This is a genomic window from Mesorhizobium sp. B283B1A, from assembly GCF_020165735.1.
Taxonomy (GTDB): domain Bacteria; phylum Pseudomonadota; class Alphaproteobacteria; order Rhizobiales; family Rhizobiaceae; genus Mesorhizobium; species Mesorhizobium opportunistum.
Window position 1 is genome coordinate 38,025 of record NZ_JAIUIQ010000011.1, and the last position, 13,677, is coordinate 51,701.

Below are 13,677 nucleotides of genomic sequence, written 5' to 3' on the forward strand. Positions count from 1 at the left end.
GCGATTATCATACCCACTTAGGCACGATGTGCTACCCGCGCAAATTACAAAGCCGTGCCGGCGGCTGACCTTTTGTCACCGCGCACCTGATCACCCGCCTGTCCGATCCTATTGCTTCAGCACGTCGGCCCATTCCTTATGCCGGCGGAACTGGGCATTGGCGAACGGACAAAGCGGGATGATCTTCTTGCCCGCCGCACGCGCATCCTCGACGGCGCGGGTCACGAGCCGAAGCCCGGCACCCTGGCCGCGAAAGACGTCCGGCACTTCTGTGTGATCGATGATGATCTGGTGCTCGCCGATCTTGGTGAAGGTCATCTCGGCCTCGGCGCCACCGGGGCCGCGCAGACATAGCGCCCCTTGGAGCCGCGGTCCTCCAGTTCGATCTCAGGCAGTTGGTCGGGCATCTCTAGACTCCTTGCGCGGCGCCGGCAAAAAACCGCCGGGCCGCCTCGATTTCGTTCGGCCGCACCTCGTGCCCGCCATCGTGCCACTCCACTGTGACATCGGCGCCATCGGCACGCAAATAGGCTTCGAGCCGCGTCGTCAGGTTCGGCGGGCAGATTGGATCGCGCTTGCCGGCGGTCACCAAGATGTGACGGCCGGCGAGGCTGCCGTTGACCTGTGGTTCGAACGGGATCAGCGGATGCATCAGCACGGTGGCATCGAACTGCTCTGGTGCGGCAAACATTACCGAGGCCAGGATGTTGGCGCCGTTGGAATAGCCGAGGCCAAACACCGCCGATGGCTTCGCAGCCTCGACATGCGCCTTGACGAAGCCGGCCATCTTGTCCGTCGCCCGCGCCAAATCGTCCATGTCGTAGACGCCCTCTCCGGTACGGCGGAAGAAGCGCGTCGCGCCTTGTTCGGACACATCGCCACGCGGCGAGATGATGGTGGCCTGGGGCGCGAGATCGCGCCCCAGTGAGACAAGCTGGCTCTCGTCGCCTCCCGTGCCATGAAAGACGAAGAGCAGCGGACCACCGGGCGAACCGGGCAGCACCTTTTGGATGTAGGCGTCCTTGCTCATGGCTTCAGCCTTCCAGTTTCTGCAGATGCTGTTCGAGATAGGGTCTGAGGTGCTGGTGCTGCGTCGGCAGCTTCAGCGTCTCCCCGAGATGAGCGGTATCTTCATCCCTGTCGAAACCCGGTTCGTTGGTGGCGACTTCGAACAGCACACCGCCCGGTGTGCGGAAATAGATCGCCCAGAAATAGTCGCGGTCGATCACCGGCGTCACGCCATAGCCGGTGTCGATCAGCGCCTTGCGCACCTCGAGCTGCTTGGCGCGGTTCTCGACGGCGAAGGCGACATGGTGGACGGAGCCGGCGCCAAGATCGGCGAAGGCTGCCGTCGGCAGCGATTCGATGTCGACGACATCGGCGCCGTTGCCGTTCTTCAGCGCCAGCCGGCTAATCGTGCCTGATTTCTCGACTTCCTCGTAGCCCATGAACTTCAAAAGCTCCTCGGTGGCGCCGCCATCCTTCAGCCTGAGCGCAACCGAGTGAAAGCCACGGATCGCCTCGTCCGCGGGAATGCCGCCCTTGGCCCAGGGCGCACGGCTGTCGGCCTTGTCCTCGACCAGCGCGAAACCGTCGCCGTCGGGGCCATTAAACCTGATCCGCTTCTCGCCGAAGCTCTCCTCGCGCGAGACGCCGGTGACGCCTTCATCGGCAAAGCGCTTTTCCCAATAGGCGAGCGTGCCCTGCGGCACGGAATAAACCGTGGTGCCGACTTCGCCGACGCCGCGACGGCCCTTGCCGATGTTGGGAAACGGGAAATAAGTCATCACTGAACCGGGCGTGCCGACCTCGTCGCCATAATAGAGATGGTAGACGTCGGGCGCGTCGAAATTGACGGTTTTCTTGACCCGGCGCAGGCCGAGCTTATGGGTGAAGAAATCATTGTTCTGCCTTGCATCCCTGGCCATCGAGGTGACGTGGTGCAGGCCCTTGATCTGATCGAGCATTGTCTTGCTCCTTCCCTTGGTATCTGTGCGGCCCTCGCCGCTGTCCACGCCAATATGAGGACACCGCCGTTTGCGGCAAAGGCGGCAAACACAGAATGGACTGTGCTGCAAAAGTGAACAATCGAAAGATATTTGTTCACCAATCGACTCACAGAAGCGGTCTTGCGCCATTGCCGGAAATCGGTTCCATGAGCGGCGTTCGAACATGCAGCGAAAGGTATAACACGTGGCCGGAACAGGCAGGCGCCCCAACGTTCTCCTGATTACCTGCGACCAGTGGCGCGGCGATAGCCTCTCGGCCGCCGGCCATCCCGTGGTGAGGACGCCGAATGCCGATGCGCTGGCCGCCGAAGGCGTGCTGTTCAAGCGCCACTATGGCGGCGCCGCACCTTGCTCGCCGGCCCGCGCCTGCCTCTACACCGGCCTCTACCAGATGAACAATCGCGTCTGCCGCAACGGCACGCCGCTCGACGCTCGCCACGGCAACATTGCTCTGCATGCGCGCAGCCTGGGCTACGACCCGACGCTGTTCGGCTACACCGACGTCTCGCTCGATCCGCGCTTGCTGGCGCCAGGCGACCCAAGGCTGCAGAGCTACGAAGGCGTGCTGCCGGGTTTCACGGTGCGCCAGCTGCTGCCCGAGCATCAGAAGCAGTGGCTCTCCTGGTTGAAGCAGCAGGGCATCGAGGTCAGCGCCGGATCGCCCGGCATCCATCGTCCCCTGGAAGACCACGCCGACGCAGTGACGGAGGCGCCGCCAGCCTATTCGAAAGACCATACGCCGACGGCTTTCCTTACCGGTGAGTTCATCCGCTGGCTCGGCGAGCAGGAGCAGGCCGCGCCCTGGTTCGCGCATCTCTCCTTCATCAGCCCGCACCCACCCTTCATCGTGCCGGAGCCGTACAACACGCTATACGATCCAGCCGAAGGCCCGGCCTTTCACCGCGCGGAGAGCTGGCGGGCTGAAGCGCAGAGCCATCCCTATCTCGCCTATGATCTTGGCGGGCAGAAACGCGCGAGGTTCCGCCCCGGCGCTGTAGGCAAAGTGCACGACTGGAGCGAGGATGATTTCCGCCAGATCCGCGCGATCTATTACGGCATGATCGCGGAGATGGACGCGCAGCTCGGCCGCATCTGGCAAGCAGTCAAGGCCGCGGGTGCGTGGAACGACACCGTCATCGTGCTGACCTCGGACCACGCCGAGATGATGGGCGACCATTTCATGCTGGGCAAGGGCGGCTACTTCGACGGCAGCTATCACATCCCGCTGATCATTCGCGATCCACGACATCGCAAGGCCGCCGGCAGTTCGGTCGATCGCTTCACCGAAGCGGTCGACATCTTGCCCACGCTCATGGATCTGCTTGGCGAAGCCCCTGAACCGCATCTCGACGGATGTTCGCTGAGACCATTCCTGAGCGGCGGAACCCCTGCTGTCTGGCGCGACGCGGCGCATTGGGAGTTCGATTTCCGCTCGATCGCGGACGGCGAAGCCGAGCGGCATTTCGGCATTGCCTCGCGCCAATGCAACCTGGCTGTCATCCGCACCAAAAAATTCAAATACGTGCATTTTGGCGGCGGCTTGCCACCCTTGCTCTTCAACGTCGAGGCAGACCCTGGCGAACTGACCAACCTCGCCACCAGCCCTGCACATCTGTCCACTCGTCTGGAATTCGCCGAGCGGCTTCTCGCCTGGCGTGCCGAACATCTCGACCAGTCGCTGGCGCTGGCGGAGCTGACGGACAATGGTGTGGTGGGGTATGTGAGTGAGGGCAATAAGGGAGTAGGGCAGTAAGGGCGACATGGCCGGCGCCGACTTGGCACCCTACTGCCCTACTGCCCTACTGCCCTACTGCCCTACTGCCCTACTGCCTATCGTACAACCATCCGCTGCTGGTCGCGCTTTTCGGCATAGCTGCCCTTGTCATAGGCAGTTTGCGCCTCCAGCTGTTTCTTGGTGAACGTCGTGTAGAGGTACTTCTTGCCGTTCTTGTCGGTCATGAATTTCAAATTATCCATGCCGACAGCCACTTCCTTCGAGCCTATGCCAAGGAAGCCGCCGACGTCGACGATGACCGCGTCTGGTTTCTTGTCCGGGGTCAGCACCACATCGCCGATCTCACCGACCTTGGCGTCATCGGCGCCGTAAACGGTTGTGCCCTTGAGGTCGTCGACCCTGATCTCACCGATGGGCATGGGGGTCAGCGACGACTTGTCGATGGCTGCGGTCTGTGTCTGATCGGGAGCCGTAGCCGCGGGAGCCTCGGCGGTCTTGTCTGCGGGAGCGGCGGCAGGTGCGGTGGTGGCGGAGGGCGCCGTGGCCGGAGCGGTTGCAGCCGGCGCATTGGATGCCGTCGTCGCCGGCACAGGATCATAGGCCTTGCGGTTGAAATCCGGTTGCGCCTGCAGCTCTTCCTTGGTGGTCTGCGCGACCAGCCAGCGGTCACCGTTCTTCTCGGCCCACTTTGCCTTGCTGAAGTCATAGGTCACGTTCTTGGCCCCGAGGCCCAGGAACCCGCCTACCCCGATGACCAGGGACTCGGCCTTGCCTTCCTTGGACAGCACGATGTCATTGACCTCGCCGATATTCTGGGCGTCATCTCCGGTGCCGTTGTAGACGGTCTCACCGATGATGTTGGTGGCAAGATTGCCATCGGCGCGCTTTACCGGCTCGGCTGGAGCGGCGGCAGGTGCCTGTGCCGTATCGGTTGCCGCGGGTGCTGCCGCGTTGGAAGCCGCAGGCGCTGGCGCGGGTTCATAAGGCTTGCTGTCGAATTCCGGTTGGGCCTTCAACTCGTCCTTGGTTGTCTTGGCAATCAGCCAGCGGTCGCCGTTCTTCTCGGCCCATTGCAGCTTGTCGTAGTCGAAGGCGACATCCTTCGTTCCGACACCGAGAAAGCCGCCGACGCCGATGACGACGGATTTTGTCATGCCATCCTTGTCGAAGACGACATCGGTGACCTTGCCGATATTTTCGGCGTCGTCACCGGGGCCGTTATAGACGGATTCGCCGATGATGTTGGTGACGATGCTACCTTCGGCGCGTATCGCCGAACCAGCGGCGGGCTGCTGGACGGAAGGTGTGGCCGGTCCCGGGCTTGCCTCGGTCTGCGCAAAGGCGCCGGTCGCGGCCATCGCTGCGAGTGCGGTCGAAGCTAAAAGGGTGCGGATCATGATCATCTCTCCTGCGTGCCTGAGTTCATCATTGCGTACACGCCGCGCCCGGTTTTGACCGTCGCCGAGCGCGGCATTTCTACAATTCACAACGTCGTGAGCATGCTGTTGTTCCGACAAAAAACGCGCGGCGTTCGTGATGAAAACCTGAAGCGAAATGCGGGGCAGCCCACTGGATGCAACGGCGGGTTCCGGCGCCGCCGGAACCTTTCCCGCTTCGCTGCGTTTCAGCCTTCGGCTTGGCGCGTTTCGGCCAAACTGTGTCTTAGACAGCGGAGCGGGCATGAAATTTGCAGCGGTGCTGAACCGGGACGGTGGCACCCTGCGTACCACCGACCTCGCGGCTTTTTCCGACCGGATGCGTCGGACCCTGGAAAGCGCGGGCCATTCTCTCAGCATCGATGTCGTTGCCGGCAAGGACGTGGTCGAAACCCTCGACAGCGCTGCCTCGCGCCGGGCCGTCGATATCGTGCTGGCTGGTGGCGGTGACGGAACCATTTCCGCCGCGGCCGCCAGGCTGATGGGCAAGGAGAAAGCGCTTGCCATATTGCCGGCTGGCACGATGAACCTGTTCGCACGCGGCCTGGGCATTCCCCAGTCGCTCGATGCGGCGCTGAAATCCTTCGCCGACGGCGAAATCATCGCCGTCGACATGGCTACAGCCAACGGCCAGCCCTTCATCCATCAGTTCTCCATCGGCATGCATGCGAGGATGGTTCAGTTGCGCCAAAGGATGGAATTCGGTTCGCGCCTGGGAAAGATCGGGGCTTCGGCTAAGGCGGCGTGGGCGACGATCAAGAATCCGCCGGCGATGAACGTCACGTTGAGCATCGGCGAAACCGAGATCGCGGCGCGCATCACCGGCATCGGCATTACCAACAATTTGTTTGGCGAAGGCCACCTGCCCTATGCCGACAACCCGGCTGGCGGCGTGCTTGGCATCTACGTCACGGTGGCGCAGCAGCGTGCGGAACTGGTCAAATTCTTCTTCGACGTGGCGCGCGGCAAATGGCGCGACAACGAGCATGTCGAGATCCACCAAGCCGATCGGGCGGTTCTGAAAATCCACTCGGGCAGTAAGAAGTTCCACGCCGTGATGGATGGTGAACTGGTCAGGCTCGACCGTGAGACGACACTCGAAATCCGGCCTGGCGCGCTGAATGTCCTGGTGCCGGCCAGCATTGCCGAGGCAAAGGCCGCCTGATGCGATCTCGGACGATGACGGTCAAGGCTCTAGTTGCTCGGCGCGCTTCCTTGCTCTGTCGCCGGCGTCTTGGCGACCTCGCCATAGATTTCGGCGATGCCCCAGGCCGCGAAGGCGAGAAGCAGTGCGGCGATCAGGATACGCAAGCCATGCCTGCCCCATCGCCCCTGACGCGCTTTGTTTTCGGGAATGATCTTGATCATGGCCGGTCCTTGTTTCGTTCCGCGCCTGTTGACGTTCTCGGTAACGGTTCCTTGCTAGGATGGTTCCGAGACGAGCCGATCGGCCGCAGGCCGGCGAAGCGGCAAAGACCGGGGCTGGGCTTTGGGGACTTGGGTGGATAGCAAGGTGGAAACAGTGCCGGTTCTGCCGGCCGCGGTTGCGCGCGCGGTAAAGGACGCAAGCCGTCTGGCCGTGCTGCACGGGCTGGGGATGCTGGATACGGCCGCGGATCTGGACTTCGACAGCATCAGCAGCCTTGCCGCGACCGTCATGCGAGCGCCGATCGCCCTGGTCACCCTCGTCGATATCGAGCGGCAATGGTTCAAGTCCTGCTTTGGCCTGGACGAGACCGAAACGACGACCGACATCTCATTCTGCGCCCATGCCATCGCCGCCGGCGACGAACCCATGGTGGTGACGGACGCAACGACGGATCCACGCTTCAAAACCAACCCGCTGGTCACGGGCAAGCACCATGTGCGCTTCTATGCCGGCGCGCCGATGCTGGTGGCCGGCGCAAGGATCGGCACGCTATGCGTCCTCGACCGCAAGCCGCATGCCTATCCTTCCCCCGCCACGCTCGACCAGTTGAAGATGCTCGCCGGCCTCGCCGCCAGCCTGTTCACCCTGAAGGATGCAACCCGCAGCGGCGCTATCGCCGAGGCCGCACTGGCGCGCGAGGAAAAACGCCGCGCCATCGCGCTCGACGCGGCCTCGCTTGCCAGCTGGGCATGGGACATCCGCACCGACATCATCGAATGCGATGTCCGGCTGTCGGAACTGTTCAACCTGCCGCGCTCGACCCGGCTGCGGGCACGCGACATCCTTACCGCCATCGATCCGCGCGACGTCTACCAGACCGAGACCCGCTTTCGCGACGCCTTGACCGGCAGCGACGACTACTTCGGTGAATATCGCGTCAAGGGCTTCCATCCGCCGCGTTGGGTCGCGACGCGTGGCCGTGTCATCGAACGCGACGGTGAGGGCAAGCCGACGCTGATCTTCGGCGTCAACTACGACATCTCCGAACGCAAGCTCGGCGACGAACGGCAGCGGCTGTTGCTGCGCGAACTCAACCATCGCGTCAAGAACACGCTGGCGACCGTCCAGGCGCTGGCGACGCAGACCGTGCGTCATGCCCGCCAGCCGAGCGAATTCCTGGAGGCCTTCGGTGCCCGGCTTCAGGCCCTGGGCATCGCGCACAATCTCTTGTCCGACCGAGAGTGGCGCGGCATCGGCATCCGCGAACTCGTCCAGATCGAGACCGGACCCTTTGACACAGCCGGCCAGCCGCGCATGACGATTTCCGGCGCCGACCTGCTGCTGTCGCCCGATCAGGCCGTCGGTCTCGGCCTTATCCTGCACGAATTGGCCAGCAACGCATTGCAATATGGATCGCTGTCGGTCGCGTCGGGCAAGGTCGATCTCGGCTGGAAGGCGCAAGGCAGGAAGAGCGACCGTCGCCTGGTGCTGACCTGGCGCGAAAGCGGCGGCCCGCAGGTTGCCCCGCCCCAGCGCCACGGATTTGGGTCGATCCTCATCCGGCGCAGCCTGGCCAAGGTCCTTTCAAGCGAAGTGATCCACGAATTCCGTCGGGATGGCGTATTCGCCGAAATCTCGATGCCGTTGGAAGACCTGTCGAAGTGACGGACCATTCCGGATCGAAGCGGTGGCGTTATTTCCCCTCGCCGGCATCATCCGGATGGTCAGCGCCGGGCTTGGAGTTCTCGCGGTAGATGGCATAGGCCGCGAGCGCCACAGCCGGGCCCAGAATGAGCCCGAGGCCGCCTTTTCCCTTGAGCCCACCTCTCTTGAGCCCCCCTGTTCCCTTGAGCAACGTCGGCAGCAGGGCCAGTGCGGCCGTGACGCCGATCGCCTTCATGTCGGTTTTGCGCCGCTTTGCCTCGCGGCGAGCGCGAGCGCCGGACATCAACCGATGGATCAGGAGAACGAGGCCCGCGACCACCAGAAAGCCGACGCCGAAACCGAGCGCCGCCGCCAGCGATCCATAGCGGGCCGCCGCCCAGATATAGGCGGCCCCCACCAGAAAGCCGAGACCGCACAATGCCGCCAGAGCGGCGAGCGCGTAGACGATGGCCGCCGTACGCGCGCGGCGCACCGCGGCCAAAGTTTCACCCGAGGCGAAACCCGAAAGCAGCGATGCCAGCAGTCCCATCTGCGGCGTGACTAGCGACGCGCGAGCAGCGCGAAGAGGAAGCCGACGCCGGCGGCGATTGCCAGTGACGTCACAGGCTTTTCGCGTACGCTCGCCACCATCTGCGCCTCGATATCCCTGGCGTTGCCGCGCAAGCTATCGAAAGCCGCTTCACCCTGGGCCCGCAACTGCTCGACACCTTCGGCCGCCGCACGGCGCGCGGTGCCGTAGCCGTGTTCGCCGGTCTTGGCCAACTGTTTGGTAAGCTTGTCGATATCGGCCTTCAACTGCCTGATATCGGCCTCGAGGTCCGAATTCGCCCGCGCCTCGTTGGCGGTCTTTCCTGCGGCAGCTGCCATTGCTTAACTCCTTGTGATTGCTCGATTTCAAACGCGCCGTGCGGCTTAACGTTCCGGCATCGGTTCAAACTACCTGGAAAGCTGCCCACGCGCACCCGATCTGGCAAGATGCATTGCGTCAGAGCTCGGCGGCCCTCCCGAGCTGCTTTAGCGCCTCGCAACCGCCGTCGCGCCAGACGACCAGCTTGCGATCCATCAGCTGGAAAGCGCCCATTCTGGCTTGGCATTTCGACCCCTCCTCGAGAGCCCGCCGGGCGGCAGGCAAGATTTGAAACGCTTTGCCGGGATCGAAGTTCCGACGAGCGGCGGGATGTCTCTGTTAGACGAGCGGCGGCATGTCTTTTTTAAATGACAACGGCCCAAATAACCATCATGACTTCCACCGTTTCAAGGAGCCATTGCCTGTGCCCCCGTTACTTGATGGATTGCGCATTCTTGTCTTGGAAGACGAGTTCCTCATAGCCATGGACGTCGAGCAGCTTTGCCGTGACCACGGTGCAGGCGAGGTGGTGATTGCCCGCGACCTGACCGAGGTCGATGGCCGAAAGGTCGCAACGCAATTCGACGCGGCCATCGTCGATCTGATGCTGGGCGGCACTTCCACGCTCGAATTCGCCGCGGGTCTGCGTGAAACAGGCGTCCCCTTCGTGTTTGCCTCCGGCTATTCGGATGCGGACGAGATCAAGGCAACGTTTCCAGGGGTGAGGCTGGTCACCAAACCCTATTCAGGCGAAGATCTGGTCGAAGCGGTGGCGCTGGCCTACGGACGTGGCCGGCCTGATTGAGACCGACGCGGCGGCATCCGGGTTCCTGCTACTGGGCATGCTTCAATGCGCTGCCGTCCCTGTGACCTGGGTCGAGATCGCATCGGGACCATATTCGTCTTCACCCGAGATCTTCAGGATTTCCTGCAGGCGCGTGCGGGCCCTGCTGACCCGGCTCTTGATCGTTCCGACCGCGCAACCGCAGATCTCGGCGGCCTCCTCGTAGGAGAAGCCGGAAGCACCGATGAGGATGATGGCCTCACGCTGGTCTTCCGGCAATTGCTCGAGAGCGCCACGAAAATCCTTGAGGTCGAGTTGGCCGTGCTGGGCCGGATGCACCGCAAGCCTGGCCGTCATGATGCCGTCGCTGTCCTGCACCTCGCGGCCCCGCTTGCGCATTTGCGAATAGAACTCATTGCGCAGGATGGTGAAAAGCCATGCCTTGAGATTGGTGCCGGGCTGGAAGCTCTCATGCTTGTCCCACGCCTTGACCAGCGTCTCCTGAACGAGGTCGTCGGCCTTGTCGGCATTCTGCGTCAGCGACACGGCAAAGGCCCGCAAGCTTGGGATCGCCCCAAGCAGATCGGTCTTGAAGCCTTGGGAGACCGCTGCCATGCCTCAGTCCTTCTTCTGCGCGGGTTCGGTCCGTTCCAGTTGCCTGAGCAACTGGGCAAAGCGATCCGGCACATCGTCGGAGACCAGCTCGTCGTAATACTGCTTGAGTTTGCGTCCGATTTCGGAGTTCGGCCCGAGCGGGTCGCCCGAACCGTTCCGGCGCCTGCCCGCGGCGCCAGTCAAAATTTCTTTCGTCATATCCTTCATTTCGCCCTTATATTCCCAGCACGGAAGCCGCTTGAATTCAACTCGACACAAGGCAAGCGGCATCCTCGTCTGGTCGCCCATCCCAACCCCAAACGCCTTTCGCGCCCATTCGTTCCATTTGCGCCGGAACTTTTTCGGAGAGCCCGCGTTATGTTAGCTGGGCCTGCAATCAGCTCGACCTGCAAATCCAGGCAATCGCGTCATTCTGAGGGAGACGTCCTACCATGAGTTTATCCGCCACCATCGCCCCGCACCTGCCGTTCCTGCGCCGCTTCTCGCGCGCCGTTTCCGGATCCCAGGAGAGCGGAGATGCGCTGGTCGCCGCGATGCTCGAGGCCATCATTGCCGATGTCGATATCTTTCCCGAAGCATCGAGCGACCGTATCGCCCTCTACAAGGTTTTCGCCAAACTGTTCACGTCGGTCGCCATCCGTGTTCCGCAGGAGCAGGCACAATCGGCATGGGAGCAGCGCGCAGCCGCCAATCTCAATGCCATCGCGCCGCTTCCCCGACAGGCCTTCCTGCTGGTCGCCGTCGAAGGCTTCAGCGAGGACGAGGCGGCCGAGATCCTCGACGTCGGCGACCAGGAATTCTCCGAGCTGCTTGCCCAGGCGAGCAATGAAATCTCTCGCCAGGTGGCAACCGACGTGCTGATCATCGAGGACGAACCGTTGATCGCAATGGACATAGAGGAGATGGTCGAGAGCCTCGGCCACCGCGTCGTGGGAACGGCGCGCACCCATGCCGAAGCGGTGACGCTGTTCGGCAAGACGCGGCCGAAGATGGTGCTGGCCGACATTCAGCTCGCCGACGGCAGTTCGGGTATCGAAGCGGTCAACGAGATCCTGTCATCAACGTCGGTGCCGGTCATCTTCATCACCGCCTTTCCCGAGCGCCTCCTGACCGGCGAGCGCCCAGAGCCGGCTTTCCTGGTGACCAAGCCGTTCAACCCCGACATGGTCAAGGCGCTGATCAGCCAGGCGCTGTTCTTCGACCGTCAAGCCAAGGCCGCCGCATAGACCCGGCGTCTAACCGCAAGATCCGACTGGCAACAAGACTTCCCGGTAAGGGCCGCCCGATGCCGCATCGGGCGGCCCTTTGCAAGCCGGGGTTCCCTCATCAGCGATTTCCCCGGAACCGTTTGCAAGCGTCGTCTTTTTCAGCAAATGGTGGAACAAACCGCAACCACCCACGTTTTGCTCGCACCATTCGGAAGGAGATGAACCATGCTTTACTGGGCGCTCGTATTTCTCGTCGTGGCCATCATAGCCGGCGCGCTTGGTTTCGGCGGCATCGCCGGCACGTCTGCTGGCATCGCGCAGATATTGTTCTTCGTCTTTCTCGCCTTCCTGATCATCTCGCTTCTTGCCGGTCTGTTCAGGCGGGCATGAGGCGACCTTCATTCAGGCGAACACTGGAAGCCGCACCCCTCAAACGGTTTCCAGCCACCGCCGGGCGGTGTCCCTCAAACGGACGCCGTCCGGCGGACCGCTATTTGGAAGCTGGTTTTTCCTTGGGAACCCATTTGCCGGGGAACCGTTCAGCCTAGCAGGGGTGGACAGATTGACCGATGCGCTCCAAGACTTCAGATAGGACGGAAGGCGCGGGGAGTGACGAAGTCATCGCGCTGCATCCGGCGGAAAGCGGCATGCAGCTTGGCCGGGCGCTTCTCCACGCGCTGCACAATGCCGGCATTTCCGTCCTTTATCAGGATCGCGAGATGAAGACCGTATGGGCTCGCAACATGCGTGCGCCCTGGGTCTCCGACAACGCCGAGGGCAATGGCATCTTGCCGGTAGCGCAGGCCGACCGCATCCGCGCCGCAAAGGGCGACGTGGTCGCGACCGGCAATCCGGAGCGGCTTGAGATCAGTGTCCCGGGCGAAGATGGCATCCGTTGGTTCCAGGTATGGGTCGATGCCGACCATGGCGACAGCGGCGATGTGCAAGGCGTGGTCACCACAATGGTCGAGACGACCGAGCAGAAGCGCCGCGAACAGACATTGACGACGCTGTTACGCGAAGTCAGCCACCGCTCGAAGAACCTGCTGGCGATCATCCAGAGCATAGCGACCCAGACCGGCCGCTATTCCGACGGCATCAGCGATTTCCTGACCCGTTTTCGTGGCCGGCTGCAGTCGCTGGCGTCCTCCCAGGATCTGGTGACTTCTTCCAACTGGCGCGGTGCGGCCCTCCATGAACTGGTGGCAAGCCAGGTCGGTCGCTATGGCACGAGCACATCGCACAGCCTTCACTTCCGGGGCGCCAATCCCTACCTCAATCCCAACGCCGCACTGCATATTGGCTTGGCGATGCATGAACTCGCCGTCAACTCGGTCAGCTATGGTGCCCTGTCCCGGCCGGATGGTTTCGTCGAGGTAAGCGCCGATCTCAACACCGCAACCGCCGGTGAGGTCGTCCTGTCGCTGACCTGGGCCGAAGCGATTGGAACCAATGGCGGTCGAGGCAGTCAAAAGCGTTTCGGCAGCGTCGCGCTGGAGCGGGTGGTGCCCACGTCCCTGAATGGAACCGCGAACCTCGATATCGTGGATGGCCACCTCGAATACCGCCTTGTCGTTCCGCACAGCAATTTCGAGACATAATGAGCGGTGGCCGGGAACACCCGCGGCGGCCAGCGATTCTTAACCGGCTGTTCACCATAAGGGCGGATGCTGTTTTACCCAGATACTGCTGCAACCTGCTTGGGTTGCGACAAGGTATTGGGAGGAATGCTTGACCGTCTCCGACGTGAACAGACTGGAACAGGCGGCCCGTGTTTCGATGGGCGAATTCCAGGATCCCGAAGCATCCGCGGAACCACTTTCCCCTCCTCATCACGGTCTGCTGTGGGGGGTGGTCCTGGCTGCGGCCGCGACGATTCTCCTGGTCACCGTGTTCCGGCTGACCTGACTGCATCCATCCTGAGCCGCCGGCAACGGGGACGTGATGTTAGCTGCTCGCGACAGCCATTATTCGCTAGCCACCCCCCATGAACCAGGAACTTTTGGCCG

The 13,677-nt window shown here is 62.7% G+C and carries 16 protein-coding genes and 1 pseudogene; 8 read left to right on the top strand and 9 right to left on the bottom strand.

Features of this window, described 5'->3' with window-relative positions:
- Window positions 1-108: 108 nt before the first annotated feature.
- From LB577_RS11585 to LB577_RS11595, 3 genes and pseudogenes are all read right to left on the bottom strand, one after another.
- Window positions 109-407, bottom strand: a pseudogene (locus LB577_RS11585) (GNAT family N-acetyltransferase).
- Between the two features lie 2 nt (window positions 408-409).
- Entirely contained in the window at window positions 410-1,030 is a 621-nt protein-coding gene (locus LB577_RS11590) for an alpha/beta hydrolase (RefSeq protein WP_224686812.1), read from the bottom strand.
- Between the two features lie 4 nt (window positions 1,031-1,034).
- Window positions 1,035-1,967: a VOC family protein gene (locus tag LB577_RS11595; protein ID WP_224686813.1), complete on the bottom strand. Its 933-nt coding sequence runs from the start codon at window positions 1,965-1,967 to the stop codon at window positions 1,035-1,037.
- Between the two features lie 226 nt (window positions 1,968-2,193).
- Here LB577_RS11595 and LB577_RS11600 point away from each other — a divergent pair, with 226 nt between their 5' ends.
- The gene (locus LB577_RS11600; protein WP_224686814.1) at window positions 2,194-3,762 is read left to right on the top strand and encodes an alkaline phosphatase family protein; all 1,569 of its coding nucleotides are present in this window, start codon (window positions 2,194-2,196) and stop codon (window positions 3,760-3,762) included.
- A gap of 77 nt (window positions 3,763-3,839) precedes the next feature.
- Here LB577_RS11600 and LB577_RS11605 read toward each other — a convergent pair whose 3' ends face one another.
- Window positions 3,840-5,141, bottom strand: a complete 1,302-nt coding sequence (locus tag LB577_RS11605; RefSeq protein ID WP_224686815.1) for a PRC-barrel domain-containing protein — start codon at window positions 5,139-5,141, stop codon at window positions 3,840-3,842.
- Window positions 5,142-5,424: 283 nt separating this feature from the next.
- Between LB577_RS11605 and LB577_RS11610 the strand changes: the two genes are divergently transcribed.
- The gene (locus LB577_RS11610) at window positions 5,425-6,345 is read left to right on the top strand and encodes a diacylglycerol/lipid kinase family protein (RefSeq protein ID WP_224686816.1); all 921 of its coding nucleotides are present in this window, start codon (window positions 5,425-5,427) and stop codon (window positions 6,343-6,345) included.
- A 29-nt stretch (window positions 6,346-6,374) separates the two neighbouring features.
- Here the strand turns inward: LB577_RS11610 and LB577_RS11615 are convergent, their stop codons facing one another.
- Window positions 6,375-6,548, bottom strand: a complete 174-nt coding sequence (locus tag LB577_RS11615; protein ID WP_013892673.1) for a hypothetical protein — start codon at window positions 6,546-6,548, stop codon at window positions 6,375-6,377.
- A gap of 133 nt (window positions 6,549-6,681) precedes the next feature.
- Here LB577_RS11615 and LB577_RS11620 point away from each other — a divergent pair, with 133 nt between their 5' ends.
- Window positions 6,682-8,214, top strand: coding sequence for a sensor histidine kinase (locus tag LB577_RS11620; RefSeq protein WP_224686817.1), 1,533 nt, complete (start codon window positions 6,682-6,684; stop codon window positions 8,212-8,214).
- Window positions 8,215-8,242: 28 nt separating this feature from the next.
- On the opposite strand, the gene LB577_RS11625 is transcribed toward LB577_RS11620, so the two are convergent.
- Entirely contained in the window at window positions 8,243-8,743 is a 501-nt protein-coding gene (locus LB577_RS11625) for a hypothetical protein (RefSeq protein WP_224686818.1), read from the bottom strand.
- 11 nt (window positions 8,744-8,754) lie between these two features.
- Window positions 8,755-9,081, bottom strand: coding sequence for a YqjD family protein (locus tag LB577_RS11630; protein ID WP_140573302.1), 327 nt, complete (start codon window positions 9,079-9,081; stop codon window positions 8,755-8,757).
- 335 nt (window positions 9,082-9,416) lie between these two features.
- On the opposite strand from LB577_RS11630, the gene LB577_RS11635 reads away from it, so the two are divergent.
- Entirely contained in the window at window positions 9,417-9,866 is a 450-nt protein-coding gene (locus LB577_RS11635; RefSeq protein WP_224686819.1) for a response regulator, read from the top strand.
- A 42-nt stretch (window positions 9,867-9,908) separates the two neighbouring features.
- On the opposite strand, the gene LB577_RS11640 is transcribed toward LB577_RS11635, so the two are convergent.
- Complete coding sequence (locus LB577_RS11640; RefSeq protein ID WP_013892668.1) at window positions 9,909-10,460, bottom strand: sigma-70 family RNA polymerase sigma factor; 552 nt, start codon at window positions 10,458-10,460, stop codon at window positions 9,909-9,911.
- Between the two features lie 3 nt (window positions 10,461-10,463).
- On the bottom strand, window positions 10,464-10,667 hold the full coding sequence (locus LB577_RS11645) for a NepR family anti-sigma factor (RefSeq protein ID WP_013892667.1): 204 nt from the start codon (window positions 10,665-10,667) through the stop codon (window positions 10,464-10,466).
- 224 nt (window positions 10,668-10,891) lie between these two features.
- Here LB577_RS11645 and LB577_RS11650 point away from each other — a divergent pair, with 224 nt between their 5' ends.
- From LB577_RS11650 to LB577_RS11665, 4 genes are all read left to right on the top strand, one after another.
- On the top strand, window positions 10,892-11,686 hold the full coding sequence (locus LB577_RS11650) for a response regulator (protein ID WP_023763751.1): 795 nt from the start codon (window positions 10,892-10,894) through the stop codon (window positions 11,684-11,686).
- 207 nt (window positions 11,687-11,893) lie between these two features.
- Window positions 11,894-12,058 (top strand): DUF1328 domain-containing protein, encoded by a 165-nt coding sequence (locus LB577_RS11655; protein WP_013892665.1) that lies wholly within the window; start codon window positions 11,894-11,896, stop codon window positions 12,056-12,058.
- A gap of 179 nt (window positions 12,059-12,237) precedes the next feature.
- A complete protein-coding gene (locus LB577_RS11660; RefSeq protein ID WP_023776878.1) occupies window positions 12,238-13,269 on the top strand; it encodes a sensor histidine kinase in 1,032 nt (343 codons plus the stop codon).
- 130 nt (window positions 13,270-13,399) lie between these two features.
- Window positions 13,400-13,576 carry a hypothetical protein gene (locus LB577_RS11665; RefSeq protein ID WP_023776879.1) on the top strand — a complete coding sequence of 59 codons (177 nt, stop codon included), beginning with the start codon at window positions 13,400-13,402 and terminating at the stop codon, window positions 13,574-13,576.
- The last annotated feature ends 101 nt before the right edge of the window (window positions 13,577-13,677 follow it).

Excerpts from the sequence above, each read along its gene's own strand:
- LB577_RS11595 (WP_224686813.1), bottom strand. The coding sequence starts at position 1,967 with ATGCTCGATCAGATCAAGGGCCTGCACCACGTCACCTCGATGGCCAGG.
- LB577_RS11630 (WP_140573302.1), bottom strand. The coding sequence starts at position 9,081 with ATGGCAGCTGCCGCAGGAAAGACCGCCAACGAGGCGCGGGCGAATTCG.
- LB577_RS11605 (WP_224686815.1), bottom strand. The coding sequence starts at position 5,141 with ATGATCCGCACCCTTTTAGCTTCGACCGCACTCGCAGCGATGGCCGCG.
- LB577_RS11640 (WP_013892668.1), bottom strand. The coding sequence starts at position 10,460 with ATGGCAGCGGTCTCCCAAGGCTTCAAGACCGATCTGCTTGGGGCGATC.
- LB577_RS11635 (WP_224686819.1), top strand. The coding sequence starts at position 9,417 with ATGTCTTTTTTAAATGACAACGGCCCAAATAACCATCATGACTTCCAC.
- LB577_RS11645 (WP_013892667.1), bottom strand. The coding sequence starts at position 10,667 with ATGAAGGATATGACGAAAGAAATTTTGACTGGCGCCGCGGGCAGGCGC.
- LB577_RS11650 (WP_023763751.1), top strand. The coding sequence starts at position 10,892 with ATGAGTTTATCCGCCACCATCGCCCCGCACCTGCCGTTCCTGCGCCGC.
- LB577_RS11615 (WP_013892673.1), bottom strand. The coding sequence starts at position 6,548 with ATGATCAAGATCATTCCCGAAAACAAAGCGCGTCAGGGGCGATGGGGC.
- LB577_RS11625 (WP_224686818.1), bottom strand. The coding sequence starts at position 8,743 with ATGGGACTGCTGGCATCGCTGCTTTCGGGTTTCGCCTCGGGTGAAACT.
- LB577_RS11590 (WP_224686812.1), bottom strand. The coding sequence starts at position 1,030 with ATGAGCAAGGACGCCTACATCCAAAAGGTGCTGCCCGGTTCGCCCGGT.
- LB577_RS11655 (WP_013892665.1), top strand. The coding sequence starts at position 11,894 with ATGCTTTACTGGGCGCTCGTATTTCTCGTCGTGGCCATCATAGCCGGC.
- LB577_RS11610 (WP_224686816.1), top strand. The coding sequence starts at position 5,425 with ATGAAATTTGCAGCGGTGCTGAACCGGGACGGTGGCACCCTGCGTACC.
- LB577_RS11660 (WP_023776878.1), top strand. The coding sequence starts at position 12,238 with ATGCGCTCCAAGACTTCAGATAGGACGGAAGGCGCGGGGAGTGACGAA.